The organism is Noviherbaspirillum aridicola (assembly GCF_019656455.1).
Taxonomy (GTDB): Bacteria; Pseudomonadota; Gammaproteobacteria; order Burkholderiales; family Burkholderiaceae_D; genus Noviherbaspirillum; species Noviherbaspirillum aridicola.
The window spans coordinates 193,024-217,662 of the sequence record NZ_BPMK01000004.1; the positions used below are offsets into that span (position 1 = coordinate 193,024).

The 24,639-nt window shown below is 63.8% G+C and carries 25 protein-coding genes; 20 read left to right on the plus strand and 5 right to left on the minus strand.

Annotated elements, in window-relative coordinates; translation table 11 throughout:
* Positions 1-27: 27 nt before the first annotated feature.
* From pyrH to NCCP691_RS06145, 14 genes are all read left to right on the plus strand, one after another.
* Entirely contained in the window at positions 28-744 is a 717-nt protein-coding gene (gene pyrH, locus NCCP691_RS06080) for a UMP kinase (protein WP_220807357.1), read from the plus strand.
* A gap of 33 nt (positions 745-777) precedes the next feature.
* The gene (frr, locus tag NCCP691_RS06085) at positions 778-1,338 is read left to right on the plus strand and encodes a ribosome recycling factor (RefSeq protein WP_220807358.1); all 561 of its coding nucleotides are present in this window, start codon (positions 778-780) and stop codon (positions 1,336-1,338) included.
* Between the two features lie 105 nt (positions 1,339-1,443).
* The gene (uppS, locus tag NCCP691_RS06090) at positions 1,444-2,202 is read left to right on the plus strand and encodes a polyprenyl diphosphate synthase (protein WP_220807359.1); all 759 of its coding nucleotides are present in this window, start codon (positions 1,444-1,446) and stop codon (positions 2,200-2,202) included.
* A complete protein-coding gene (locus NCCP691_RS06095) occupies positions 2,202-3,026 on the plus strand; it encodes a phosphatidate cytidylyltransferase (RefSeq protein ID WP_220807360.1) in 825 nt (274 codons plus the stop codon). The genes uppS and NCCP691_RS06095 overlap by 1 nt, the downstream gene beginning before the upstream one ends.
* Before the next feature lie 4 nt (positions 3,027-3,030).
* Entirely contained in the window at positions 3,031-4,200 is a 1,170-nt protein-coding gene (ispC, locus tag NCCP691_RS06100) for a 1-deoxy-D-xylulose-5-phosphate reductoisomerase (RefSeq protein WP_220807361.1), read from the plus strand.
* Positions 4,201-4,225: 25 nt separating this feature from the next.
* On the plus strand, positions 4,226-5,584 hold the full coding sequence (rseP, locus tag NCCP691_RS06105; protein WP_220807362.1) for an RIP metalloprotease RseP: 1,359 nt from the start codon (positions 4,226-4,228) through the stop codon (positions 5,582-5,584).
* Positions 5,585-5,633: 49 nt separating this feature from the next.
* The gene (gene bamA, locus NCCP691_RS06110) at positions 5,634-7,982 is read left to right on the plus strand and encodes an outer membrane protein assembly factor BamA (protein ID WP_220807363.1); all 2,349 of its coding nucleotides are present in this window, start codon (positions 5,634-5,636) and stop codon (positions 7,980-7,982) included.
* Between the two features lie 91 nt (positions 7,983-8,073).
* Positions 8,074-8,556, plus strand: coding sequence for an OmpH/Skp family outer membrane protein (locus tag NCCP691_RS06115; RefSeq protein ID WP_220807424.1), 483 nt, complete (start codon positions 8,074-8,076; stop codon positions 8,554-8,556).
* Positions 8,557-8,575: 19 nt separating this feature from the next.
* On the plus strand, positions 8,576-9,628 hold the full coding sequence (lpxD, locus tag NCCP691_RS06120; RefSeq protein WP_220807364.1) for a UDP-3-O-(3-hydroxymyristoyl)glucosamine N-acyltransferase: 1,053 nt from the start codon (positions 8,576-8,578) through the stop codon (positions 9,626-9,628).
* Positions 9,625-10,095: a 3-hydroxyacyl-ACP dehydratase FabZ gene (fabZ, locus tag NCCP691_RS06125; protein ID WP_220807365.1), complete on the plus strand. Its 471-nt coding sequence runs from the start codon at positions 9,625-9,627 to the stop codon at positions 10,093-10,095. Before lpxD ends, fabZ begins: the two co-directional genes overlap by 4 nt.
* Positions 10,095-10,883 (plus strand): acyl-ACP--UDP-N-acetylglucosamine O-acyltransferase, encoded by a 789-nt coding sequence (gene lpxA, locus NCCP691_RS06130; protein ID WP_220807366.1) that lies wholly within the window; start codon positions 10,095-10,097, stop codon positions 10,881-10,883. Before fabZ ends, lpxA begins: the two co-directional genes overlap by 1 nt.
* Before the next feature lie 13 nt (positions 10,884-10,896).
* On the plus strand, positions 10,897-12,033 hold the full coding sequence (gene lpxB, locus NCCP691_RS06135) for a lipid-A-disaccharide synthase (protein WP_220807425.1): 1,137 nt from the start codon (positions 10,897-10,899) through the stop codon (positions 12,031-12,033).
* Positions 12,030-12,677: a ribonuclease HII gene (gene rnhB, locus NCCP691_RS06140; protein ID WP_220807367.1), complete on the plus strand. Its 648-nt coding sequence runs from the start codon at positions 12,030-12,032 to the stop codon at positions 12,675-12,677. Before lpxB ends, rnhB begins: the two co-directional genes overlap by 4 nt.
* Positions 12,674-13,459 (plus strand): TrmH family RNA methyltransferase, encoded by a 786-nt coding sequence (locus tag NCCP691_RS06145; protein ID WP_220807368.1) that lies wholly within the window; start codon positions 12,674-12,676, stop codon positions 13,457-13,459. Before rnhB ends, NCCP691_RS06145 begins: the two co-directional genes overlap by 4 nt.
* 3 nt (positions 13,460-13,462) lie before the next feature.
* On the opposite strand, the gene NCCP691_RS06150 is transcribed toward NCCP691_RS06145, so the two are convergent.
* Together NCCP691_RS06150 and ppsR are read right to left on the minus strand one after the other, a co-directional pair.
* Positions 13,463-13,825, minus strand: coding sequence for a hypothetical protein (locus NCCP691_RS06150; protein ID WP_220807369.1), 363 nt, complete (start codon positions 13,823-13,825; stop codon positions 13,463-13,465).
* A 111-nt stretch (positions 13,826-13,936) separates the two neighbouring features.
* Positions 13,937-14,797 (minus strand): posphoenolpyruvate synthetase regulatory kinase/phosphorylase PpsR, encoded by an 861-nt coding sequence (gene ppsR, locus NCCP691_RS06155; protein ID WP_220807370.1) that lies wholly within the window; start codon positions 14,795-14,797, stop codon positions 13,937-13,939.
* A gap of 185 nt (positions 14,798-14,982) precedes the next feature.
* Here ppsR and ppsA point away from each other — a divergent pair, with 185 nt between their 5' ends.
* From ppsA to NCCP691_RS06175, 4 genes are all read left to right on the plus strand, one after another.
* Positions 14,983-17,409, plus strand: a complete 2,427-nt coding sequence (ppsA, locus tag NCCP691_RS06160; protein WP_220807371.1) for a phosphoenolpyruvate synthase — start codon at positions 14,983-14,985, stop codon at positions 17,407-17,409.
* 262 nt (positions 17,410-17,671) lie between these two features.
* Complete coding sequence (locus tag NCCP691_RS06165; RefSeq protein ID WP_220807372.1) at positions 17,672-18,103, plus strand: NfeD family protein; 432 nt, start codon at positions 17,672-17,674, stop codon at positions 18,101-18,103.
* 18 nt (positions 18,104-18,121) lie between these two features.
* Entirely contained in the window at positions 18,122-19,048 is a 927-nt protein-coding gene (locus NCCP691_RS06170; RefSeq protein WP_220807373.1) for an SPFH domain-containing protein, read from the plus strand.
* Positions 19,049-20,074: 1,026 nt separating this feature from the next.
* Positions 20,075-20,749, plus strand: a complete 675-nt coding sequence (locus NCCP691_RS06175; RefSeq protein WP_220807374.1) for a leucine-rich repeat domain-containing protein — start codon at positions 20,075-20,077, stop codon at positions 20,747-20,749.
* A gap of 135 nt (positions 20,750-20,884) precedes the next feature.
* Here NCCP691_RS06175 and smpB read toward each other — a convergent pair whose 3' ends face one another.
* Positions 20,885-21,334 carry an SsrA-binding protein SmpB gene (gene smpB / locus NCCP691_RS06180; RefSeq protein WP_220807375.1) on the minus strand — a complete coding sequence of 150 codons (450 nt, stop codon included), beginning with the start codon at positions 21,332-21,334 and terminating at the stop codon, positions 20,885-20,887.
* A 63-nt stretch (positions 21,335-21,397) separates the two neighbouring features.
* Here smpB and NCCP691_RS06185 point away from each other — a divergent pair, with 63 nt between their 5' ends.
* Both NCCP691_RS06185 and NCCP691_RS06190 read left to right on the plus strand, forming a co-directional pair.
* Positions 21,398-21,829 (plus strand): type II toxin-antitoxin system RatA family toxin, encoded by a 432-nt coding sequence (locus NCCP691_RS06185; protein ID WP_220807376.1) that lies wholly within the window; start codon positions 21,398-21,400, stop codon positions 21,827-21,829.
* Positions 21,822-22,112: an RnfH family protein gene (locus NCCP691_RS06190; protein WP_220807377.1), complete on the plus strand. Its 291-nt coding sequence runs from the start codon at positions 21,822-21,824 to the stop codon at positions 22,110-22,112. The genes NCCP691_RS06185 and NCCP691_RS06190 overlap by 8 nt, the downstream gene beginning before the upstream one ends.
* Positions 22,113-22,130: 18 nt before the next feature.
* Here the strand turns inward: NCCP691_RS06190 and NCCP691_RS06195 are convergent, their stop codons facing one another.
* Together NCCP691_RS06195 and NCCP691_RS06200 are read right to left on the minus strand one after the other, a co-directional pair.
* Positions 22,131-23,657: a class I SAM-dependent methyltransferase gene (locus NCCP691_RS06195; protein ID WP_220807378.1), complete on the minus strand. Its 1,527-nt coding sequence runs from the start codon at positions 23,655-23,657 to the stop codon at positions 22,131-22,133.
* Positions 23,658-24,081: 424 nt separating this feature from the next.
* The gene (locus NCCP691_RS06200) at positions 24,082-24,639 is read right to left on the minus strand and encodes a hypothetical protein (protein WP_220807379.1); all 558 of its coding nucleotides are present in this window, start codon (positions 24,637-24,639) and stop codon (positions 24,082-24,084) included.

A 24,639-nucleotide genomic window follows, 5' to 3' on the forward strand; every position in this document is an offset into this window, starting at 1 on the left:
AACCGGTAACAATAGGAGTCCTGCCCCATGTCTAACCCAGCGTACAAACGCGTCCTGCTCAAACTTTCGGGCGAAGCCTTGATGGGCGACGACGCCTACGGCATCAATCGCGCGACGATCGAGCGGATGGTGGCGGATGTTGCTGAAGTGGCAAGGATGGGCGTGGAGCTGGCGATCGTCATCGGCGGCGGCAACATCTTCCGCGGCGTGGCTCCCGGTGCGCAGGGCATGGATCGCGCGACCGCCGACTACATGGGCATGCTGGCCACGGTCATGAATTCCCTGGCGCTCGCCGATGCGATGCGTCAGGTGGGTATCACGGCACGGGTGATGTCGGCGATTTCCATCGAACAGGTGGTCGAACCCTATGTGCGCCCCAAGGCGCTGCAGTATCTTGAAGAGGGCAAGATCGTGGTCTTCGCGGCAGGCACCGGCAATCCGTTTTTCACCACCGATACGGCCGCCGCGCTGCGTGGCTCCGAGATCGGCGCGGAAATCGTGCTCAAGGCAACCAAGGTCGACGGCGTCTATACGGCGGATCCGAACAAGGACCGCAACGCGGTGCGCTACTCGACGATCACCTTCGACGAGGCGATCGCCAAGCACTTGCAGGTGATGGACGCCACCGCATTCGCGCTGTGCCGCGATCAGAAGCTGCCGATCAAGGTTTTCTCCATCGTCAAGCCGGGCGCATTGAAAAATGTGATCCTGGGCGAGGACGAAGGGACCCTGGTTCACGTATAACTAGTCTTACTCGTAGCATGAGAGGAGTGCAGTATGTCAGTCGCTGACGTCAAGAAGAACGCCGACCAGAAGATGGCCAAGTCGATCGAGACCCTGAAGGCCAACCTGGCCAAGGTCCGTACCGGCCGCGCCCACACCGGCATCCTCGACCATGTGATGGTCGATTACTACGGAACGCCGACCCAGATCAGCCAGGTCGCCAACGTGACCCTGCTCGACGCCCGGACCATCGGCGTGCAGCCGTGGGAAAAGAAGATGCTGTCGGCCATCGAGAAGGCCATTCGCGAGTCCGATCTCGGCCTCAACCCCGCCACCCAGGGCGACCTGATCCGCGTGCCGACGCCGCCGCTGACCGAGGAGCGCCGCAAGGAATTCGTCAAGCTGGTCAAGGGCGAGGGTGAAGACGCGAAGGTCGCCATCCGCAACATCCGCCGCGATTCCAACGAAGCGCTGAAGAAGATGTTGAAGGACAAGGAGTGCTCGGAAGACGATGAGCGCCGCGCCCAGGACGACGTGCAGAAGCTGACGGACAAGTTCGTGGCGGAAGTCGACAAACTGATCGCCGAGAAAGAAAAAGAACTGATGACCGTCTGAGACGGCGCCAGCCGCGGCCGGCTCCCGCCGGCCAGGCCAGCCGTCCGGCATGCGCATGCGAATGCGCCGGAACCCCGGTTCAACCCCATTGAAAGCAGGCCCGACATGGATCACTCGAGCTCAACCCAGACTGTGCCGGCGGTTTCCTCCGTGCCCCGTCATATCGCCATCATCATGGATGGCAACGGCCGCTGGGCAACCAAGCGTTTCATGCCGCGCTTCGCCGGCCATGCCAAGGGCGTGGAGGCGGTGCGGGGCATGGTCGAGGCCTGCGTCGACCGCGGTGTCGAATACCTCACCCTGTTCGCCTTCAGCTCCGAAAACTGGCGCCGTCCCGCCGATGAAGTGTCGCTGCTGATGCGCCTGTTCGTGACCGCGCTCGAGCGCGAAGTCGCCAAGATGCACGCCAATGACATCCGGCTGAAGGTGGTCGGCGATCTGAGCCGTTTCGACCCCAAGCTGCAGGCGATGATCGCCAGCGCCGAGCGCCGTACCGCGGGCAACCGGCGCCTGACGCTGACCATCTGCGCGAATTACGGCGGCCGATGGGACATCATGCAGGCGGTGCAGAAGATGATCGTCGCCAATCCTGGCAAGTCCGATTTCAGCGAGGACGAACTGGCCGGCAACCTGTCGATGGCCTACGCGCCGGAGCCCGACCTGTTCATCCGCACCGGCGGGGAAGAGCGGGTGTCCAACTTCCTGCTCTGGCAACTCGCCTACACCGAGTTCTATTTCACCGAAACCTACTGGCCGGATTTCGATGCCCAGGCACTCGATCTCGCCATCGCCTCCTACCGGCAGCGCGAGCGCCGTTTCGGTCGCACCAGCGAGCAGTTGATCGAACAGAAGAAAGCGTCCTGATGCTCAAAACGCGCGTGCTGACAGCGGTCGTCATGCTGGTCGTCCTGCTGGCGGTGCTCTATTCGAACTCCTTCACACTGATCGCCGCTGTCGCCGCCGCGTTTTTTGCCGCCGCATCCTGGGAATGCTTCCGTCTTTTCCACAACAAGCGGCCGCTGCTCGGCGCCGTGGTCTGGACGGCGGCCTTCCTGTTCATCGTATTCCGCGGTGATGCAGCCGGCGCCCGGCTGCTGTTCATGCTGTGTGTCGCTATCTGGGCCGTGCGGCTCGCGCCGGCGCTGAAAGTCGGCCTGCCGCCGCTGGGCGGACTCGGCAGCCGCCTGCTCAACGGGATTTACGGCATCGCCATTCTCGGCTGTTTCGTCGCCATGGTCGCCCTGTTCCAGCTGTCGCCGCTTTACCTGCTGTCGGTGATGGCGGTGATCTGGGTGGCGGACATTGGTGCATATTTCTCCGGCAAGGCCTTCGGCAGGCGCAAGCTGGCGCCGTCCATCTCGCCCGGAAAATCCTGGGAAGGCGCGTTCGGCGGCTGGCTCGCGGTTCTTCTGATTGCCGGCGCGTCGGTGTTCATTCCCGCGCTGCAGCAGACCTTCGCCACGCAACTCGTCGCCAGCTGGGGCTGGGCGGCGTTCGCGGGCGTGATGACGCTGATGGTCGCCGCCAGCATCGTCGGCGATCTGTTCGAATCCATGCTCAAGCGCCGTGCCGGCATGAAGGACAGCAGCAGCCTGCTGCCGGGCCATGGCGGCGTGCTCGATCGCATCGACGCGCTGATTCCGACGCTGCCGCTGGCCGTGCTGTTCACTTCCCGCTTCCAGGTATAGCAGTATGCAAAGCATCACCATCCTCGGCGCTACCGGCTCGATCGGCGTTTCCACGCTCGACGTCGTAGGCCGTCATCCCGACCGCTACCGGGTTCATGCGCTGACCGCGCATGCCAAAGTCGCCGAACTCGCCGCCCAGTGCGAGCGCTTCCGGCCGCAGGTGGCCGTGGTAGGCAGCCCCGAAGCCGCAACCGCATTGGCCGCGCTGCTGCGCGAGCGCGATCTGCCGACCCAGGTGGCGTGGGGCGAAGCCGCGTTGTGCGAGGTCGCCTCGGCGCCCGAATGCGACGTGGTGATGGCGGCGATCGTCGGCGCGGCCGGGCTTGCGCCCACGCTGGCGGCGGCGCGCGCCGGCAAGAAGGTCCTGCTCGCCAACAAGGAAGCGCTGGTGATGTCCGGCCCGATCTTCATGGATGCGGTGCGCGACAGCGGTGCCACGCTGCTGCCGATCGACAGCGAGCACAACGCGATTTTCCAGAGCCTGCCGCAGGCATACAGCCGGGTACCGGAAAACCACGGCGTATCGCGCATTCTGCTTACCGCCTCCGGCGGCCCCTTCCTCAGGCGCGATGTCGCCACGCTCGAGGCGGTGACCCCGGAAGAGGCGGTCGCGCACCCCAACTGGGTCATGGGCCGCAAGATATCGGTCGACTCGGCCACCATGATGAACAAGGGCCTGGAAGTGATCGAGGCGCACTGGCTGTTCGGCGCCTCCGCCGAGCAGATCGAGGTGGTGATTCACCCGCAGAGCGTCATCCACTCGATGGTGTCCTACCGGGACGGCTCGGTACTGGCCCAGCTCGGCAATCCCGACATGCGCACTCCGATCGCGCACGCGCTCGCCTATCCCGACCGCATCGACTCCGGCGTCAGTCCTGTCGACCTGGCGCAGGTCGGCCAGCTCAATTTCCTGAAGCCGGATTTCCAGCGTTTCCCTTGCTTACAACTTGCCTACTCGGCATTGTTGGCCGGCGGTAGCGCCCCGGCTATACTCAACGCTGCCAACGAGGTCGCGGTACAGGCCTTCCTCGATCGCCGGATAGGATTCCGGATGATCGACCGCCTGATCGCAGATGTGCTCGAGCGCCTGCCCGCCGCCCCGCTGACCGATCTCGGATCCCTGCTTGAAGAGGACCGCCGTGCCAGGGAGACCGCACTATCCCTGATTTCCTGAACGCCTGCTGAACAACGGTGACGCCATGACCCTGCTGCATACCGTACTCGCATTCCTCGTCGCGCTGGCCATCCTCGTGGTAGTGCATGAACTCGGGCATTACTGGGTGGCGCGATGGTGCGGCGTCAAGGTGCTTCGATTCTCGGTGGGCATGGGCAAGATCATCTGGTCGCGCCGCTTCGGTCCCGACCAGACCGAGTGGGCGATCTCCATGCTGCCGTTCGGCGGCTACGTGAAAATGCTCGACGCCCGCGAGCAGGACATCAGCAAGCTGCCGGAATCCGATCTGAAGCGCGAGTTCACGCGCCAGCCGGTCGGCAAGCGCATGGCCATCGTGGCCGCCGGTCCGCTCGCCAATTTCATCCTCGCCATCGTCGTTTTCGCCGGGCTCTACACCCACGGCATGCCCGAGCCGGCCGCGCTGCTGCGTGCCGTGCCCGAGGCCACACCCGCGCATGCGGCAGGCCTGCGCGGCGGCGAGCGCATCACCGCAGTCAACGGCGAGGCGGTGGACGGCTGGACCGAACTGCGCTGGAAGATCATGCAGGCCGCACTCGACAAGGCCCCCGCCCAACTCGACGTGGTGCGCCGGGAAAACGGCGGCGAACGGACGGATGTCGTCACGCTCGGCTTCGGCTCGCTCGCGCCGGAGGATCTCGAAGGCGACTTCCTCGGCAAGCTGGGGCTCGACCTCGCGCGTCCGCCCGCGGTCCTGGGTCGGCTGGCGGAGGACGGTCCCGCCGCGCAGGCGGGTCTGCGCGAAGGCGACCGCATTCTCAGGATCGCCGGCGAGCCGGTCATGGACGGGCTCGCCTTCGTCGAGCGCATCCGCAGCGCGCCCGGCCGCAGCCTGCGTATCGAAGGCATGCGCGGCGATCAGCCGATCGACGTCAGCGTCACGCCCGAGAGCGTAGCCGCCAAGGGGCAGACCATCGGACGCATCCGCGCCGAGGTCGCACTGGCGCCGGAAATGGTGGTGGCGCGCGATTCCATCGGCGAGGCCACCGTCAAGGCGGTTCGCAAGACCTGGGACACCAGCGTCCTGACGCTGAAAATGCTTGGTAAAATGCTGGCCGGCGAAGTTTCTTGGAAGAATGTCACCGGTCCTATCACCATCGCCGACTACGCGGGACAGACTGCGCGGGTGGGATGGATCAGCTATCTGACCTTCATCGCCTTCATCAGCATCAGCCTGGGCGTAATGAACCTGCTTCCCATTCCGGTATTGGACGGGGGGCTTTTACTGTATTATTCGCTGGAACTTTTGACCGGCCGCGCCTTGCCAGAGCGCATCGGAGAAATGGCCCAGCGAGCAGGAGTGGGCATTTTGATGACATTGATGGCCGTCGCAGTCTTCAATGACATCATGCGGCTCATGTCCTGAGTTTTTGCCGCGGCACGCCGCGGCAGGGGCATTGACAATAAAACAACCGATGAAATTCACACTCGAGCGCAGCCAGCATCCTTTCTTCCCCCGTCGCCTCATCGCTATCGCCGCCTTCGCCCTGTGCACCGGGCAAGCGCTGGCAGTCGATCCGTTCACCGTCAAGGACATCCGCGTCGAAGGTATTCAGCGTACCGAAGCAGGTACGGTGTTCAGCTATCTGCCGGTGCGGGTAGGCGAGACCTATACCGATGAAAAGGGCGCGGCCGCGATCAAGGCGCTGTATGCGACCGGCTTCTTCAAGGATGTACGCCTCGAGGTCGAAGGCGACGTGCTGGTGGTGATGGTCGAGGAGCGGCCCGCGATCGCCGCGGTCGAATTCTCCGGCACCAAGGAATTCGAGAAGGATGCGCTGACCAAGGCGCTCAAGGACATCGGCCTCGGCGAAGGGCGGATCTACGACCGCGCGCTGCTGGACCGGGCCGAGCAGGAACTGAAGCGGCAATACCTGTCGCGCGGCCTGTACGGCGTGCAGATCACCACCACCGTCACGCCGATCGAGCGCAATCGCGTCAACATCAGCTTCGCGGTGGACGAGGGCGAAGTCTCCCGCATCCGCCAGATCAACATCATCGGCAACAAGGCCTTCTCGGAGAAGGAGTTGCTCGGCCTGCTGAACCTGCGCACCCCCGGCTGGTTCACCTGGTACACCAAGGCCGACCAGTACTCGAAGCAGAAGCTCACCGGCGATATCGAAAGCCTGCGTTCGTACTACCTCAACCGCGGCTATCTCGAGATGCAGGTCGAGTCCACCCAGGTGTCGATCACGCCCGACAAGAAGGACATCTACATCACCATCAATATCAACGAGGGTGACAAGTTCACGGTCGGCGACATCAAGCTTGAAGGCGAAATGCTCGGCCGCGAGCAGGAACTGCAATCGCTGGTCACGCTGAAGAAGGGCGACGTGTATTCCGGCGAAAAGCTGGCCGACAGCGTCAAGAAGATTTCCGAGCGCATGGGCAACTTCGGCTATGCGTTCGCCAACGTCAACGCCAACCCGGAGATCAACCGCGACAAGAAGGAAGTCTCCTTCACCGTTCTCGTCGATCCGGGCAAGCGCGTCTATGTGCGCCGCATCAATGTGCTCGGCAATACCAAGACGCGCGACGAGGTGGTGCGCCGCGAATTCCGTCAGTTCGAGAATTCCTGGTATGACGGCGACAAGATCCGGCTGTCGCGCGATCGCGTGGACCGTCTCGGCTACTTCAAGGAAGTCGGCATCGAGACGCCGGAAGTGCCCGGCACCACGGACCAGGTCGACATCAACATGACGGTGGCGGAAAAGCCGACCGGCAACATCCTGCTCGGCGCGGGCTTCTCCAGCAGCGAAAAGCTGATGCTGACCGGCTCGATCCAGCAGGCCAACGCCTTCGGCAGCGGCAACACGCTCGGCATCGACGTCAATACCAGCCGCCTGAACCGCACCATCGCGCTGTCGACCACCACGCCTTACTTCACCGACGAGGGTGTCAGCCGCAGCTACGAAATTTTCATGCGCACGACCCGTCCGCCCGAGGTGAACACCGGCGACTACCGCATTCGCACGACCGGCGCCAACGTCAAGTTCGGCGTGCCGTTCTCGGAGGAAGACACGGTGTTCTTCGGCGTGGGCGCCGAGCGCACGGAAGTGGAAACCTATCTCGCGGGAGACCCCGACCACAACGAGAGCCCCGAGATTTACCAGGAATTCGCGCGTGCCTTCGGCGACGGCCAGACCGCGTCCACCACCAGCTTCCCGCTGACGGTTGCGTGGCAGCGCGACAGCCGCGACAGCGCGCTCGTGCCGAGCAAGGGTCAGTACCGCAGGGCGAATTTCGATATCGCTCCCGCCGGCACGCTGAAATATTACCGGGCCAGCTATCAGCACCAGTGGTTCAAGCCGCTGTTCGGCGATGCGGTCACCCTGGCGCTCAACGGCGAGATCGGTTACGGTCGCGGCCTCGGCGGCAAGCCGTATCCGGTCTTCAAGCGGTGGTATGCGGGCGGCATCGGCTCGGTGCGCGGCTACGAGGGTTCTTCGCTCGGCCCCAAGTCTGCCCGTAACGGCGACCCCCTGGGCGGCGCATCCCGTATCATCGCCAATGCCGAGCTTCAGTTCCCGTTCCCGGGTTCCGGCAATGACCGTACGCTGCGCTGGTTCACCTTCGTCGATGCCGGCAACGTGTTCGAAGAGGGTTCGAAAGTGGATCTCGGCGAGCTGCGGTACTCCGCCGGCGCGGGCATCAGCTGGGTATCCCCGGTCGGTCCGCTCAAGCTCAGCTTCGGCGTGCCGCTCAATGCCAAGGACGGCGACAAGAAGCAGAGCTTCCAGTTCCAGCTGGGTACCGGCTTTTAGTCGGACACGGCAGGATGGCATAATAGTAATTTGATTTTCGCGGAGAACGGCCTTGAAGTCTTTCAACATCACATCGAAGATCCTCGGGCACATGGCTCTGGCCGCGGCCCTGCTGGTGCCGATGGCGGGACTGCATGCACAGGACGCGGCGAAGGTCGGCTTCGTCAACACCGAGCGGATCTTCCGCGAGGCGCTGCCCGCCAAGCAGGCCACGGCAAAAATCGAGCAGGAATTCTCGCGCCGCGAGAAAGAGCTGCAGGAACTCGCCGCCCGTCTGAAGTCCATGTCCGACCGGCTCGACAAGGATACGGCGATCATCGCCGAATCCGAGCGCCTGAAGCGTCAGCGCGAACTCGCCGACCTCGACAAGGAATTCCAGCGCAAGCAGCGTGAATTCCGCGAAGACCTGAATCAGCGCAAGAACGAAGAGCTGTCCCTGATCCTCGACCGCGCCAACAAGGTCATCAGGCAGATCGCCGAAGCCGAGAAGTACGACATCGTTTTCCAGGAAGCGGTCTACTTCAGCCCGCGCATCGACATCACCGACAAGGTGCTGAAGGCGCTCAACAAATAAATCGCATCCAGAGGCCAGTATGAGCAATCGACTGGGTGACTTGGTCGAACGCTTGGGAGGCCAACTCATCGGCGACGCGGAAATCAGGATCGAGGGCATCGCGCCGCTCGATTCAGCCGACGCGTCGCACATCACCTTCCTCTCCAATCCGAAATTCCGTGCGCAGGCGGCGTCGACCGGCGCCGCGGCGCTGGTGCTGTCGCCGGCGGACGATGCCGCGATCGGCGCCGACTATTCCGGTGCGAGGGTCGTCTGCAGCAATCCCTATGCGTGGTTCGCGCGTGCCGCCCAGTATTTCGTCGCGCTCCACGCCGAACCTGCGGTGCCCGGCATCGACCCGAGCGCCAGCGTCCATCCGCACGCCGCGGTCGCCGCCAGCGCGGTCATCGGTCCGCATGTCACCATCGAGGCAGGGGCAGTGGTCGGCGAGCGCGCGGTCATCGGGGCGGGAAGCTTCGTCGGCCGCGACGCACGCATCGGCGACGACAGCCGCCTGTACCCCAACGTCACCTTCTATGCCGGCTGCGTGATCGGCGCGCGCGGCATCGTGCATTCCGGCGCCGTCATCGGCGCCGACGGTTTCGGTTTTGCGCGGGAGAACGGTGTGTACATCAAGATCCCGCAGACCGGCCGCGTCGTCATCGGCGACGACGTCGAAATCGGTGCCAACACCACCATCGACCGTGGCGCGCTGGCCGACACCGAGATCGGCAACGGGGTGAAGCTCGACAACCAGATCCAGATCGGCCACAACTGCGTGATCGGCGACCATACCGCGATGGCCGGCTGCGTGGGCGTTGCCGGCAGCGCGAAGATCGGCAAGTACTGCACTTTCGGCGGCGCCGCCATGGTGCTCGGACATCTGACCATCGTGGACAACGTCCATATCTCGTCCGGCAGCATGGTGTCCCGCTCCATCTCGGAGCCCGGGCATTACACCGGCTTCTATCCGCTCGCGAAAAATGCCGACTGGGAAAAGTCGGCGGTCATCGTGCGCAATCTGTCATCCATGCGCGAGAAAATCCGCGAGCTGGAAAAAACCATCAAATCGCTTACAGAAAAAAAGCAATGAAAAGTCTCGACATCAATCAGATCAAGGAATATCTGCCGCATCGCTATCCGCTGCTGCTCGTCGATCGCGTGCTCGACTGGGAGGCGGGCAAGTCGATCACCGCCATCAAGAACGTGACGGTCAACGAAGAGTTCTTCAACGGCCATTTCCCGCACAAGCCGGTGATGCCCGGCGTCCTGATGATCGAGGCGATGGCGCAGACTGCCGCGCTGCTGTCCTTCCTGACGATGGGCCAGAAACCCGACGAAAACAGCGTGGTCTACTTCGTCGGCATCGACGGCGCGCGTTTCAAGCGCCCGGTCGAGCCGGGTGACCAGCTCAAGATGCAAGTCGAAATCCTGCGCACCGCGCGCGGCATCTGGAAATACAAGGCGCAGGCCACGGTCGACGGTCAGGTGGCGGTCGAGGCGGAGCTGATGTGCACGATGCGCAGCGCGAGTGACGCCAGCCAGCCAGCGGGGCAGTAATGACAGTTATCCATCCCACCGCAGTCGTCGATCCCAGGGCGGAACTCGATGATACGGTCGAGATCGGTGCCTATTCCGTCGTCGGTCCGGATGTCCGGATAGGCGCGGGTACGCGCGTGGGGCCGCATGTGGTGATCGATGGGCACACCACCATAGGCCGCGACAACCAGTTCTTCCAGTTCAGCTCCATCGGCGGCGCGCCCCAGGACAAGAAACATCGTGGCGAACCGACGCGGCTCGAAATCGGCGACCGCAACCTGGTGCGCGAGTTCTGCACCTTCAATTGCGGCACCGCCAACGACGCCGGCGTGACCCGCATCGGCAGCGACAACTGGCTGCTCGCCTACGTGCACATCGCGCACGACTGCGTGGTCGGCAACAACACCATCTTCTCCAACAATGCCAGCCTGGCCGGGCATGTGCACGTGGGCGACTGGGTGATCATGAGCGGCTTTTCCGCCGTCCACCAGTTCTGCAAGATCGGCGCGCATGCCTTCGTCGGCATGACCACCAGCATCACCCAGGACGTGCCGCCGTATGTCCTGATCTCGGGCAATCCCTCCGCCCCGCACGGCATCAACATCGAGGGCCTGAAGCGGCGCGGCTATACGCGGGAGCAGATCAATGCACTGCGCAACGCGTACAAGCTGATCTACAAGTCAGGCCTGCCGCTGGAGCAGGCGAAGCAGGAACTCGCACGCCTCGAATCCGAAACGCCGGAAGCAGCCGAGGCGCTGCGCGCGATGCGTGATTTCCTCGACAGCAGCACCCGTGGCATCGCCCGCTGACATCCGCCTGGCCATGGTGGCCGGCGAAAGCTCCGGCGATCTGCTCGCCAGCCGCCTCCTGTCCGGCCTCAGGCCGCATCTGCCGGATGCGGTCATCCATGGCATCGGCGGCCCACGCATGGCGGAGTATGGCTTTCGCAGCGACTGGCCGATGGAAAAGCTGTCGGTGCGCGGGCTGTTCGAAGTGCTGCGCCACTACCGCGAGATCAAGGGCATACAGACTGCGCTGCGCGACCGCCTGTTGCAGGAAAGACCGGCCGCCTTCATCGGCGTCGATGCGCCGGATTTCAATTTCGGCCTGGAAGCACCGCTCAAGCAGGCCGGCATCCCGACCATGCATTTCATCAGCCCGTCGATCTGGGCCTGGCGCGGCGGCCGCATCAAGAAGATCGCGCGCGCCGTGTCGCACATGCTGGTGGTGTTTCCGTTCGAGGAAGAGATCTACCGGCGCGCCGGCATCCCGGTGACCTATGTCGGCTATCCGCTGGCGGAAGTGATTCCGATGGCGCCCGACGTCGCGGCGGCCCGGCGCGATATCGGTCTGCCGGCCGAGGGCAGGGTGGTTGCCATCCTGCCGGGCAGCCGCATGTCGGAGCTCAAGTACAACAGCGCGTCCTTCGTCGGTGCGGCGGTGGAGCTTGCCCGGCGTGAGCGCGATGTCCGCTTCGTCGTCCCCATGGCGGGCGCCAGGCAGCGCGAGTATTTCACCACCCTGCTGCGCGACGCCGGCCTGGCGGAATTTCCGCTGCAGGTGCTCGACGGGCGTTCGCATACGGCGATCGCGGCCGCCGACGCGGTGCTGGTGGCCTCGGGCACCGCGACCCTGGAAGTGGCGCTGTTCAAGAAACCGATGGTCATCGGCTACAAGATGATGCGGGCCTCGTGGGAAATCATGCGGCACATGGGCTATCAGCCCTGGGTCGGACTGCCCAATATCCTGGCGCGCGAATTCCTCGTGCCCGAGTTGCTGCAGGACGCGGCCACGCCCATGGCGCTGGCGGACGCGCTGTCGGTGCAGCTCAACGACACGGCGCGGCGCGCGCGCCTGCAGCAGCGCTTCGTCGAGATGCATCACAGCCTGTTGCGCGATTCCGCCCGGGAGAGCGCGCAGGCCGTGCTGCGCCTGATCGGCCTGGAGCGCGGCGCATGAAGAAACAGGCACCCAGCCTGCCGCTGTTCGGCCATGCGGGCGAAGTCATCTGCGGCGTCGACGAGGCCGGGCGCGGGCCGCTGGCCGGCGCCGTCTTTGCCGCCGCCGTGATACTCGACCCCGCGCGCCCGATCAGCGGGCTGCGGGATTCCAAGAAACTCAGCGAGGCCCGGCGGGACCAGCTGGCCGACGAGATCAAGCGCAGCGCGCTGGCATGGGCGATCGCCAGCTGCAGCGAAGCCGAGATCGACGAACTGAACATCCTGCATGCGTCGATGCTGGCGATGCGGCGCGCGGTCGAGGGACTGCAGGTGGCACCGACGCTGGCGCTCATCGATGGCAACCGCTGCCCGGTGATGAAGGTGCGCTCGGAGGCGATCGTGCAGGGCGACGACAAGGTACCGGAGATCTCGGCTGCCTCCATCCTCGCCAAGACCGCCCGCGACGCCGCGCTGCGCGAGCTGCACCTGCGCTATCCGCTGTACGGTTTCGACCAGCACAAGGGCTATCCGACCGCGCTTCATCTCGAGCGGCTGCGCCTGCACGGCGTCACGCCCGTGCACCGCAAGTCCTATGCGCCGGTGCGCGCGCTGCTCGACGGCGGCTGCGAGGTCGAGGCGGGCGGTTCGCGGACACCAGCATGAAAACCATCACATCCCGCGACAATCCGCTCTACAAGCAGCTCAAGCTGCTGGCCGGAAGCTCCCAGGCGCGCCGCAAGGCGGGCCGCGCGGTGCTCGACGGCGTTCACCTGTGCGAGGTGTATCTGCAGCAGGCCGGCGAGCCGGAGATCTGCGTCGCTTCCGAGAGCGCCCTGGCATTGCCCGAAGTGGCGTCCATCCTTGATCGGTGCCAGTCGCACCGCGTGCAGCGCATTCTTTTGCCGGACAACCTGTACGCCGCGCTGAGCCAGGTCGAGCACGGGGTCGGCCTGATGTTCCTGGTCGAGGTGCCCGCGGCGCCGATGCCCGCGCGGCTGGACGGCCCGGCGGTGCTGCTCGATAACCTGCAGGACCCGGGCAATCTCGGCTCCATCCTTCGCAGCGCCGCCGCGGCGGGCATCCCCCGGATCTACTGCAGCAGAAACACCGTGTTCGCCTGGTCGCCCAAGGTGCTGCGTGCCGGCATGGGCGCGCATTTCCTGCTGCAGATTCATGAGAACGTGGATCTCGACGCTATCCTGCGGACGGCGGCGGTGCCGGTTGCGGCCACCAGTTCGCATGCCGACCACCGGATCTACGACATCGACCTGCGCGGGCCGGTCGCCTGGCTGTTCGGCAACGAAGGGCAGGGCGTGTCGCCGGAGTTGCTGGCGCGGGCCACGCACCGGCTCGCCGTCCCGCACCTGGGGGCGGTCGAATCGCTCAATGTCGCCGCCTGCGCGGCCGTCTGCTTCTTCGAGCAGGTGCGGCAGAAGACGGCCTGACGCTCACTGCGCGAAGGTCTCGCTCGGCACCCGGCATTCCTGGTACACCAGGCCGGGGGCGACATAGCGCTCTTCCTGATCGACGTCTTCCCGGCATTCCGGCGGGCAGACCCGGTCGAACTGATAGCTGCGACCCTGAATCATCACATAGCGGAAGATCGGCATGTCGCGGTAGGTGCCGATGGGCTCGGCGACTTTTTCCGGGTGCCACGCGCTGGCGGCGCTCCCGGCAATGTACGCCCGGCGCGCGTTGGCCACGCCGAGCGACTCGATGTCCGCTTCAACCCGTCCCAGACCTTCCTTGAGCGCCCAGAAGAAGAACAGCAGTCCGACCCAGAGGATCAGCTCCAGCAACACAAGATCCATCTCAAACTCCCGACAAACTCACTTACGTTATAGGCGGCGTGTAAGTTTCATGTAAGGGAGTTGACCGTCGGGCGGGTTGAAAATTCAGAACGACGAGAACAAAAAAACAAGCTACCAGGCGCGCTTGTCGGACTTGATCTCCTGCAGCACCATCGTTGCAATTTCTTCAATGGACTTCACCGTGGAGGACATGCAGCGGATGCCCTCGCGGCGCATCATCTTCTCGGCCTCGTTGACCTCGTAGCGGCACTGTTCGATCGACGCATACTTGCTGCCCGGGCGCCGCTCGTTACGGACTTCGGACAGGCGGTCCGGCAGGATCGTCAGGCCGAACAGCTTTTTCTTGTACTGCGACAGCGCCCCCGGCAGCCGGCCGCGCTCGAAGTCTTCCGGAATCAGCGGGTAGTTGGCTGCCTTCACCCCGTACTGCATGGCGAGGTACAGGCTGGTCGGCGTCTTGCCGGAGCGCGAGACGCCGACCAGGATCACGTCGGCCGACTCGAGGTTCTGGTTGGACTGGCCGTCGTCGTGGGCGAGCGAGAAGTTGATCGCCTCGATCCGGTTCTTGTAGTCGTCGGAGTCGGCGATGTTGTGGCTGCGGCCCACGGTGTGGGTGGAGCGCACGCCCAGCTCCTGTTCCAGCGGCTCGACGAAGGTCTGGATCAGGTCCATGTGCATGCCCTTGGAGTGCCGCACCACCGACGAGAGATCGGCCTTGACCAGGGTCGAAAACACGATCGGGCGCTTGCCGTCCCGCTCGAAAGCTTCATTGATCACCTGTACCGCGTGATGGGCCTTGTCCAGGGTGTCGATGAACGGCAGCCGGATCTCCTTGAAGCGCAATTCGAACTGGGTCAGGACGGCGTGGCCGAAGGTCTCGGCGGTGATGCCGGTGCCGTCGGATACGAAAAAAACCGTGCGGTCGGGAGCGTGAACAGGGTGCGCGGAGGGTGCTGCTTGGGTGTCTGGCATAATCTTGACCCGATATAAATCATGAAAAGTTCTAAAGAGTGTGACGCATGAAGCCGTTGCGCACTGTAAAATGACCGCCAATTTGAGACCCGATTCGCGACGATCTTGTGCTCCCGAAGAATAACAAAAAGACCTGGGCATAGAGGACTCCATGCAGATTTCCCATCATCAAAATAGAGGTAGTTATGTCCAACGCAGCACCGGCAGGGGCAACCCGGGAGGCTACTTACGTAGCTTCGTTTGAAAAACTCAGAATGACGGACGTCGAGTCCGTCGGCGGCAAGAACGCGTCGCTCGGCGAGATGATCAGCCAGCTCGCGGGCGCCGGCGTGCGCGTGCCCGGCGGTTTCGCGACCACGGCGCAGGCTTTCCGCGATTTCCTGTCTCACAGCGCCGGCGGCGGCGCGACGCTGGCCGACCGCATCGCTGATCGACTGGCCACGCTGAACATCGACGACGTGCGCGCGCTCGCGCAGGCCGGCGCCGAAATCCGCCAGTGGATCATCGACACCCCGTTCCAGCCGCGACTCGAACAGGAAATCCGCGAGTTCTACCAGCAGCTGGTCGCCGGCTCGGAAGCCGAGGTGTCGTTCGCCGTGCGTTCGTCCGCCACCGCGGAAGACCTGCCCGACGCCTCCTTCGCCGGCCAGCAGGAAACCTTCCTCAACGTGGTCGGCATCGACAACGTGCTGGAAGCGATCAAGCACGTGTTCGCATCGCTCTACAACGACCGCGCGATTTCCTACCGCGTGCACAAGGGCTTCACCCATGCGGAAGTCGCCCTGTCCGCCGGCGTGCAGCGCATGGTCCGCTCCGACGTCGGCGCGGCCGGCGTGATGTTTACCATCGATACCGAATCCGGCTTCAAGGATGTGGTGTTCATCACTTCCAGCTACGGCCTCGGCGAGACCGTGGTGCAGGGCGCGGTCAACCCGGACGAGTTCTACGTGCACAAGCCGATGCTGGAGCAGGGCAAGCTGCCCATCATCCGCCGCAACATCGGTTCCAAGCTGATCAAGATGGAGTTCACCGGCGAGGCCAAGGCCGGACGCTCGGTGAAGACGGTCGACGTGCCGATCGAACTGCGCAACCGCTACTCGCTGAACGACCAGGAAGTGGTCGAGCTGGCCAAGTACGCGGTCATCATCGAGAAGCACTACGGCCGCCCGATGGACATCGAGTGGGGCAAGGACGGCCGCGACGGCAAGCTGTACATCCTGCAGGCGCGTCCGGAGACCGTGAAGTCGCAGCAGAAGGCGACCGACGCCCAGCAGCGCTTCAAGCTCAAGAGCAGCGGCACGGTGCTCGCTTCCGGCCGCGCGATCGGCCAGAAGATCGGCGCCGGTCCCGTGCGCGTGATCAAGGACCCGTCCGAGATGGAACGCGTGCAGCCGGGCGACGTGCTGGTGGCCGACATGACCGACCCCAACTGGGAGCCGGTGATGAAGCGTGCATCGGCGATCGTCACCAACCGCGGCGGACGCACCTGCCACGCGGCGATCATCGCCCGCGAACTCGGCGTGCCGGCGGTGGTCGGCTGCGGCAATGCGACGGACATGCTCAAGGACGGCACCCTGGTGACCGTCTCCTGCGCCGAGGGCGACGAAGGCAAGATCTACGACGGCCTGCTCGAGACCGAAGTCACCGAAGTCTCGCGCGGTGAACTGCCGCCGCTGCCGCTGAAGATCATGATGAACGTCGGTAATCCGCAGCTCGCCTTCGACTTCCAGTCGATCCCGAACGGCGGCGTCGGACTGGCCCGCCTCGAGTTCATCATCAACAACAACATCGGCGTGCATCCCAAGGCAATCCTGGAATACCCGGGCATCGACGCCGACCTGAAGAAGGCGGTCGAGTCGGTGGCGCGCGGTCACGCTTCGCCGCGCGCGTTCTACGTCGACAAGCTGGCCGAGGGCATCGCCACGATTGCCGCCGCCTTCTGGCCGAGCCCGGTCATCGTGCGCCTGTCGGACTTCAAGTCCAACGAGTACAAGAAGCTGATCGGCGGCTCCCGCTACGAGCCGGACGAGGAAAACCCGATGCTCGGCTTCCGCGGCGCCGCGCGCTACCTGGCCGAAGACTTCGCCGAAGCCTTCCAGATGGAGTGCGAGGCGATGAAGCGGGTGCGTAACGACATGGGCCTCACCAACGTCGAGATCATGGTGCCGTTCGTTCGCACCCTGGGCCAGGCGCAGAAGGTCGTCGACCTGCTTGCCAAGAACGGCCTGCGCCGCGGCGAAAACGGCCTGCGCCTGATCATGATGTGCGAAGTGCCGTCCAACGCCATCCTGGCCGAGGAGTTCCTCGAGTATTTCGACGGCTTCTCGATCGGTTCGAACGACCTGACGCAGCTCACGCTGGGCCTGGACCGCGACTCCGGCATGGAATTGCTGGCAGCCGACTTCGACGAGCGCGACCCCGCGGTCCGGGTCATGCTGTCCAGGGCCATTGCAGCCTGCCGCAAGCAGGGCAAGTACATCGGCATCTGCGGCCAGGGTCCTTCCGACCATCCGGATTTCGCCGAATGGCTGATGAAGGAGGGCATCGCCTCGATCTCGCTGAACCCCGACACGGTGGTTGATACTTGGCAAAAGCTCGCCTCCGGGGCATGATGCCACCGAGGGGGGCATGACAGCCGAAAACGCGGGCTCCCGGGCCCGCGTTTTTTTTGGTTGCCACCGTTGTAATGAGGCAAAAGCAGAAGGAAAAGCGTTTGAGCATGCGTCGATTTGCTTTAGACTCTGTCCTGCTTTCTACCGGACAACAACCAAGAAAAACAGCAGTACCACTGACTTGGGCCCCCGCCAACCTCACGGTTGCGGGGGCGTTTTATTTTCGGGCCGGCGTTTCGTACGGGCGGCGAGGAGGGGCGGCATGAGCGGATGGATGATCTGGTTCGCGCTGGCGGGCGCGCTGGTCGTGTTCGAAATGTTGTCGGGCACGTTCTACCTGCTGATGATTGCGATCGGCCTGGCCGTCGGCGGAACCGCCGCGCTTGCCGGCCTCGATCCCACGCTCCAGTTCCTGCTGGCCGGCGTCACCGGCGTGATCGCCACCTTTGTCCTGTACCGCAGCCGCGCGGGCCGCGGTGCGCCGGCGCCCAGCGCACGCAATCCGGACATCAATCTCGACGTCGGCCAGGCCCTGACCGTTGGTGCCTGGAACAGCGATGGCAAGACCGCGCGCGCCGATTATCGCGGCGCGGCATGGGATATCGAACTGGAGCCCGGGTCGGAGCCTGTACCGGGCAAGTTCGTGATCAGAGAGGTTCGCGGCAGCCGGCTGGTCGTCGCGAATGCACAGTGAGGCAAGAAAGGACCGAGCATGGACATCAGTTTCACCGACCTGAGCATCATCGTCTTCATCATCGCCCTGGTGTTCGTCTACAAGACGATCCACGTGGTGCCGCAACAGCATGCCTGGGTGGTGGAACGCCTCGGCAAATACCACGCGACGCTCGGCCCGGGACTGAACATCGTATTGCCCTTCATCGACCGCATCGCCTACAAGCACTCGCTGAAGGAAATTCCGCTCGACGTCCCCAGCCAGGTCTGCATCACGAAGGACAATACCCAGCTGCAGGTGGACGGCATCCTGTATTTCCAGGTGACCGATGCGATGCGCGCCTCCTACGGCTCCTCGAACTACATCGCGGCCATCACGCAGCTGGCGCAGACCACGCTGCGCTCGGTGATCGGCCGCATGGAACTGGACAAGACCTTCGAGGAGCGCGAGCACATCAACCGCGCGATCGTCAGCGCGATCGACGAGTCGGCCGCCAACTGGGGCGTCAAGGTGCTGCGCTATGAGATCAAGGACCTGACGCCGCCCAACGAGATCCTGCATGCGATGCAGGCCCAGATCACAGCCGAGCGCGAGAAACGCGCGCTGATCGCCGCGTCCGAGGGCCGCAAGCAGGAGCAGATCAATATCGCCACCGGCGAGCGGGAGGCGGCCATCGCCAAATCGGAAGGCGACAAGCAGGCGTCGATCAACCGTGCCCAGGGTCAGGCGGCGGCCATCGTCGCTATTGCCGAGGCCAGCGCCGAAGCATTGCGCAAGACGGCGGCGGCGATCCGCGAGCCGGGTGGATCCGACGCGGTCAACCTGAAGGTGGCGGAGCAATACGTGAACGCCTTCGCCCAGCTTGCCAAGACCAATAATTCGCTGATCGTCCCGGCCAACATGAGCGATATCAGCGGCCTGATCGCGGGCGCGATGCAGGTGGCGAAGAGTCAGCAAAAGGCCTGATAACCCCCGCCCGGGAGCAGCGCTCCCGACAATGGTACTCGTCCGCAGACGCGGCTCCGTTCCTCAAGAGCGGAAGGAACCGCCACGCTTCGCGCGCCACTGACGTGTCCGTTTCAACTTCACGTACATACCATGGGCATCGCGACAAGTTGTGTTCGGATCCTCTGCTGCTTCAAGCCGGCGGACGATCACGAACAAGGAACCGGCGGCACGCAGGGCTCCCCAGCAGTGCAAGGTGGAGGTGATCTTTCACCGAGCTCCCTATCGCAGCGTGCACAATCGGCAACCGCGACGCATGCAAGGACAGAGGGTGGGGAAAGCGCTCCGCAACCGTTCGTCAGAGGCTTGCAGGACTCTGCGTCTCAGCCCTCTGCCGGGCATACAACCGGATCGCCGGCAAAGGATCTGCCGCTGTATGCCAGAAAGCAAAGACCGCGGTCGCTGGCCGGCTATCCTGCCCCGACCACCTCAAAGCACCGAGTCGCGCACAGACCTGCTTCAGCGCCGGTCGGGAAGGTTGCCGGCGGGCGGACATCCGTATCGTCTCGCGCGGCATCCCGCTCCGGCGTCCATCTGCCGGAACGGTCATCGGAGCCCTCCCTGCCAGCATCGGACCGTACCTCGACGGGGGGCGGCTCCGAGAGCTCGCATGTTCTATCGGAAGAGGGCGCAGGTAGCGCAGGCTCGCTGCATGGTGTGGCGGAGTATGACCAATTTGCCGGCTCCTCGTCTTACGATGCGTCGGCGTCCGGCGAATCCGCAACGGCAAGTGAATCATCAGGGGGAGATGAAAGCAGTGGCTCGTAGCATGGATCGGACCCGGATGCAGGCTCGGTCGCGGATGCGGTACCGGGCAGCGGGGGCTCAGTGGCCGGTCTTGGCGGTGCAAGCAACACAGATCCGGGCGTGGTCGAGGATTCACCAGGGGAGCCCGAGGCCCCGGTGCAGCCCACAAGACCGGGCCCCCGTACATGGCTGGGCTCTGAAGCAGAGTCCGAGCTTGAGCGTCTGGAAAAGCAGAGGCGGATGGATAGGCTCGCGTCGCCCGAGGAAATCGAAGCTCGACTGGCGAAGGAGCATGCAACCTCCGGGCTCGAAACGCTTCCGCCCGAACTCTTGCATCACATTGCCAGCTTCCTCACTTCAGGCGACCCGAAAGACCCGTATGCCCCAAATGACGCCCTGGCGTTTCGCCAGACAAGTCCGCACCTTGACAGAGTCTTCGCAGGTGCCACCCGTTGGCTGAAGGTGCAGCATGCGTATGAGCTGCAGCAGGCCCTCACGGCCTTCAAGTACTCGGGCATTACGAGACTGGATTTGTCGCACGGTGATTTCGAGGACCGTCACATTGCCATGCTGGCACAGGTGCCGACGCTTGAGTCCCTCAACCTGGGATATAACGAAAACATTACGGACGCGGCGGCGAACCATCTCAGGACGCTTCCCAATCTTACTGCTCTGAACCTCGAGGCCTGTGACCGAATTACCGAGAAGGCAGTGGCGATCCTGAGTGCGTCAACGACGATTCAGCGCTTGTGTTTCAGGTGGCATGCGAACGCCAAGAAAAGTATTGTTCCCTCGCTAACGCGTATGAAGGCGCTCAAGTACGTGGATTTGACAGGGGTTAACTGCATCAAACCCAAGCATGTGAACCAGTTGGCTAAAAGGCGAGTGAAGGTTGACCTGAGCAACTATCCCTGACCAGCCTTCTCGCGGCGCAAAATGCCTCCGGCTGCTCACGCCGCTTCACGTGGCGCGCGCGGTCCGCGGTAAGCGTCGTGCCTCTTTGCCCAGCGCCGCGCCGGGCACTCAGGCTCTCTACGGATAGCAGCGCGCCTAGCGGCGGTTCTGCTTCAGTATCGACTGCTGCTCCCGCTGCCAGTCGCGCTGTTTTTCGCTCTCGCGCTTGTCGTGCTGCTTCTTGCCCTTGGCAAGGCCGATCTCGCACTTGATGCGGCCCTTCGCGTAGTGCATGTTGATCGGCACCAGGGTATAGCCGGCGCGTTCGACCTTGCCGATCAGCTTCTTGATCTCCTCGGCATTCAGCAGCAGCTTGCGGGTGCGGACCGGGTCGGGGTGGATGTGGGTGGACGCGGTGGGAAGGGGGCTGATGTGGCAGCCGAAGAGGTAGACCTCGCCCTGACGCACGATGACGTAGGCTTCCTTGAGTTGGACCCGTCCGGCGCGGATTGCCTTGACCTCCCAGCCTTCCAGTACCATGCCTGCTTCGAAGCGTTCTTCGATGAAGTAATCGTGGAAGGCTTTCTTGTTGTCGACAATGCTCATTCGGGAATCGGGCGCCTCGGTTAGAATCAGGGTTGTCTATTCTAACAAACCGTTCGGAAACCGATGGCTGTCGTACACAAGTCCGTATTGCTTCCTTACAGCGCGCAGCAGATGTTCGCGCTGGTGGACAGGATCGAGGACTATCCGAAATTCCTGCCCTGGTGCGGCGGGGCGGACGTCCGCAAGCGCGAGGGCGACAAGGTGATCGCCAGCCTTTCCATCAACTACCACGGCATCAAGCAGACCTTTGCGACCGAGAACACCAACCGGCCGCCGCACGAGATCGTGATGACCCTGCTCGAGGGACCGTTCAAGCACCTGCACGGCACCTGGCAGTTCAGGCCGCTGCGCGAGGACGCCTGCAAGGTCGAGTTCGACCTGCAGTACGAGTTCTCCAGCCGCTTGCTGGAGGGGATCATCGGTCCGGTGTTCAGCATGATCGCCAACAGCTTCGTCGACTCGTTCAGCAAGCGCGCGGAGGTGCTGTATGGCTGAGCTGCGCGTGCAGGTCTGCTACGCGCTCCCCGACCGCCAGTTCCTGGAAGAGCTGCGCCTGCCGCGTGGCGCCGTTGTCCGCGACGCCCTCGAATCCAGCAGCCTGCGGAGGCAGTTTCCCGGGCTGGACCTGGCCCAGGCCAAGGTCGGCGTGTTCGGCAAGGCGAAGGACCCGCAGAGCCCTTTGCGCGACGGCGACCGCGTCGAAGTGTACCGGCCGCTGATCGCCGATCCCAAGGACTCGCGACGGCGCCGCGCCGCGAAGAAGGACGGCGGGCGCTAGCCGCCGGAACCGGCCGTCTCAGGGTGGCAGGATGCCGAGGCTGCGCCACAGGGGCAGCCGGGATTCCACGGTTTCGGTGATGCGCCGGCGTACTTCGGCCATCTGTTCCGCCTCCTTTTCGGTCGTGCCCGATTCCGGATTCGCGCACATCAGCTCGCCCAGCATCGACAAGTCCGGCGGGGCGCCGAAGCTGGCCAGATAGTGAAGGACGAGTCGCTCGAGTCGCGTCGCGGGCATGCCGCTTCCCAGCGAGGGCAGGGCGAGCACGTCGAAATCGTCATGCCGTTGCGCTTCCGCCAGCAATGCCTGATTCAGTCTGAGCGCCGGCGCCGCATCGGCCCCGGCTCCCCGGAAGAAAATGACGGCCAGGTTGGCCTTGTAACGGCACAGCAGCGTCGCGGCCGCGGCCAGGGTATCGATGCGGACGCCGGCAAGCCCGGGCGACGCCCGCAATTCCGCGAAGGTCCGGGGGCCGTCCGCCAGGGCATCGAGCACGGCGTTGAAAATCCTGGCGGTGAGTCCGGCCGCCACCTCCCCGGACCACTCCTCCAGCGCGATCTGATTCCGGGGCACGACAAGCGCCAGGCCGGCATTCTCCAGCGAGGCCGCGCGCGCCTCGGGCCGCATGCGCTTCGGCCCGAGCATGAAGATGTCGGCGCGGAACGAGACGTCGCGCAGATAGTCGATGCAGGTCTCCCGCAGGCAGGGGTCGGCGATCTCCGCGACCAGGACGCGACGTTCCGGGGACAGGACTATTTCGGGGAAGGCATAGTCAAGGCTTGCCCTGCCGACGAAGTCCAGCTTCGCCGCCATCATCTCCCGCATCACGTCGGCGTGGTAGAGAGGCGCCCAGTCCGCGTTCAGGTACTCGTGAACGAGGTAGCGCGGGTCGTCGTTCCGGAACCCGTCCAGCCGGAATTTCGCGGCGCCGTTGGACGTGAAGTAGTCCGCCTGGATCGCATCGAGGCGCATGGCGAGGCCGGCCGCGGCCATCAGACGTTCCGTGGCCGACCCGCTGGCGGCGGACGCGTGCTCGAGAAGGAGACGCTGCAACGGCAGCGCGCCCGCCCAGCCCGGCATCGCGTTGTAGCTCACGTAGACGATGCCGCCGGGCTTGAGCTGGCGTCCTATGAACTCGACGATATGCCGGCGCGTGGCCGGACTGACCCAGGAGTAGACGCCATGCAGCGTAATGAAGTCGAACATCGGCAGGTCCGCGATCTTGCCGCGCGCCAGATCTTCAAAACCGGCCTCGATCAGCGTGAGGTTGTCGAGTTTCGCGGTGCCGGCGAGTGTCCTGCCGCCGGCGATGTGTGCAGGATTGAAATCGACGCCGTAAAAGCGGCCGTGAGGATTGGTGGCGGCGAGCACCGACGCCGTCAGTCCGCGGCCGCAGCCAAGCTCCATGTACGTGAACGGGCGGTCGGCGGCCACCGCCTCATAACCGTGCAAGCGGCAGGCGAAGCTCAGGTATGGCGGGCTGATCTCCGGTCGGAAGGATGCGGTGTACTCGACATCCACGGTGTAGCCTTCGGTCCAATTCATATGATCTCCAACTGGGTTTGCACATGCCCGTATATCCCTGCGCGCCGGACGACCGCATGACGCCGCGAGAACTGCCGGGACGGTTCGCCTCGGGAGTCAGGCGCTCTCACGCCATCCGGAAGCGGCCGGTGCGGATGGCGCGCGGTCATGGATGGCGATGGTTCTTATGAGTAACGAAAGCGATGCCTGAGTTCGCCGTGGGCAGTGATTTGGAGATGAAGGCAAGCCCCGTCGAAGCGCGGCGACCGTCTCCGGAATTGCCGGAGACGGTGCGCGCAAGAGGCGCAAAAAAAGCCAGCCGTAGTCGGCTGGCTCGGAGGTCCTCGGCGCTGATCGCCTAACGCTAGCGTGGGATCGATTACCCCACCGTCCTCAGTTAGCGCTTGCGTCCGCAAGGGCAGTTGTCCCCCTGCCCATAAAGCCCTTACGACGGCAAGCCGCCGGTGTCCGAGAGGTAGGCGTCCTCATTCTTGCCCATATGGTACTTTCCGCGGATGATGTCTTCGACCAAATCATCGGTAACCCGTACTCCCTTGCCTTTCAAGCGGTTCCAATCGGGCTTGCCTGAGTCGGCGTTCACACGCTCCCCAATGTAGGTATCGAGGGCCTTCAACTCTTCCCTGCTGAGAACGCCATCCTCCCTCGCAAACCGAACATATAGCTGGTCCAGAATGTAGCCATTGTCTCCGAACTTAGCGAGCATATTATTGAGGTTTGGCAGGTCGGTAAGGTTTTCGTCCTCCATCACTTGTTTAAACGCCCAATAATACCTTACAACCCCGGTATCCGCGTGGTCGTTTGTGAAGCGCCACTTCAAGCGTGATTCGTCATTCTCGGATATGAAATCGTTCCCGATATATTGTTCCAAATACTTATTGCGCGCCTTGCAGTCAACTTTGCCGTTGTCCTTTACGAAGTGGCGGTTAAGTGCTTCCCAAACCTCAGGCAGTTGATCTTTAACATTCTGCGCCACGTGGTTCAT

Coding starts and splice junctions, on each gene's coding strand:
- smpB (WP_220807375.1), bottom strand. CDS start 21,334: ATGAGCATTGTCGACAACAAGAAAGCCTTCCACGATTACTTCATCGAA.
- frr (WP_220807358.1), top strand. CDS start 778: ATGTCAGTCGCTGACGTCAAGAAGAACGCCGACCAGAAGATGGCCAAG.
- bamA (WP_220807363.1), top strand. CDS start 5,634: ATGAAATTCACACTCGAGCGCAGCCAGCATCCTTTCTTCCCCCGTCGC.
- NCCP691_RS06095 (WP_220807360.1), top strand. CDS start 2,202: ATGCTCAAAACGCGCGTGCTGACAGCGGTCGTCATGCTGGTCGTCCTG.
- lpxB (WP_220807425.1), top strand. CDS start 10,897: ATGGTGGCCGGCGAAAGCTCCGGCGATCTGCTCGCCAGCCGCCTCCTG.
- ispC (WP_220807361.1), top strand. CDS start 3,031: ATGCAAAGCATCACCATCCTCGGCGCTACCGGCTCGATCGGCGTTTCC.
- pyrH (WP_220807357.1), top strand. CDS start 28: ATGTCTAACCCAGCGTACAAACGCGTCCTGCTCAAACTTTCGGGCGAA.
- NCCP691_RS06165 (WP_220807372.1), top strand. CDS start 17,672: ATGAGCGGATGGATGATCTGGTTCGCGCTGGCGGGCGCGCTGGTCGTG.
- NCCP691_RS06150 (WP_220807369.1), bottom strand. CDS start 13,825: ATGGATCTTGTGTTGCTGGAGCTGATCCTCTGGGTCGGACTGCTGTTC.
- lpxA (WP_220807366.1), top strand. CDS start 10,095: ATGACAGTTATCCATCCCACCGCAGTCGTCGATCCCAGGGCGGAACTC.
- uppS (WP_220807359.1), top strand. CDS start 1,444: ATGGATCACTCGAGCTCAACCCAGACTGTGCCGGCGGTTTCCTCCGTG.
- rseP (WP_220807362.1), top strand. CDS start 4,226: ATGACCCTGCTGCATACCGTACTCGCATTCCTCGTCGCGCTGGCCATC.
- lpxD (WP_220807364.1), top strand. CDS start 8,576: ATGAGCAATCGACTGGGTGACTTGGTCGAACGCTTGGGAGGCCAACTC.
- NCCP691_RS06170 (WP_220807373.1), top strand. CDS start 18,122: ATGGACATCAGTTTCACCGACCTGAGCATCATCGTCTTCATCATCGCC.
- fabZ (WP_220807365.1), top strand. CDS start 9,625: ATGAAAAGTCTCGACATCAATCAGATCAAGGAATATCTGCCGCATCGC.
- NCCP691_RS06145 (WP_220807368.1), top strand. CDS start 12,674: ATGAAAACCATCACATCCCGCGACAATCCGCTCTACAAGCAGCTCAAG.
- ppsR (WP_220807370.1), bottom strand. CDS start 14,797: ATGCCAGACACCCAAGCAGCACCCTCCGCGCACCCTGTTCACGCTCCC.
- NCCP691_RS06175 (WP_220807374.1), top strand. CDS start 20,075: ATGGATAGGCTCGCGTCGCCCGAGGAAATCGAAGCTCGACTGGCGAAG.
- ppsA (WP_220807371.1), top strand. CDS start 14,983: ATGTCCAACGCAGCACCGGCAGGGGCAACCCGGGAGGCTACTTACGTA.
- NCCP691_RS06115 (WP_220807424.1), top strand. CDS start 8,074: ATGGCTCTGGCCGCGGCCCTGCTGGTGCCGATGGCGGGACTGCATGCA.
- NCCP691_RS06185 (WP_220807376.1), top strand. CDS start 21,398: ATGGCTGTCGTACACAAGTCCGTATTGCTTCCTTACAGCGCGCAGCAG.
- NCCP691_RS06200 (WP_220807379.1), bottom strand. CDS start 24,639: ATGAACCACGTGGCGCAGAATGTTAAAGATCAACTGCCTGAGGTTTGG.
- NCCP691_RS06195 (WP_220807378.1), bottom strand. CDS start 23,657: ATGAATTGGACCGAAGGCTACACCGTGGATGTCGAGTACACCGCATCC.
- NCCP691_RS06190 (WP_220807377.1), top strand. CDS start 21,822: ATGGCTGAGCTGCGCGTGCAGGTCTGCTACGCGCTCCCCGACCGCCAG.
- rnhB (WP_220807367.1), top strand. CDS start 12,030: ATGAAGAAACAGGCACCCAGCCTGCCGCTGTTCGGCCATGCGGGCGAA.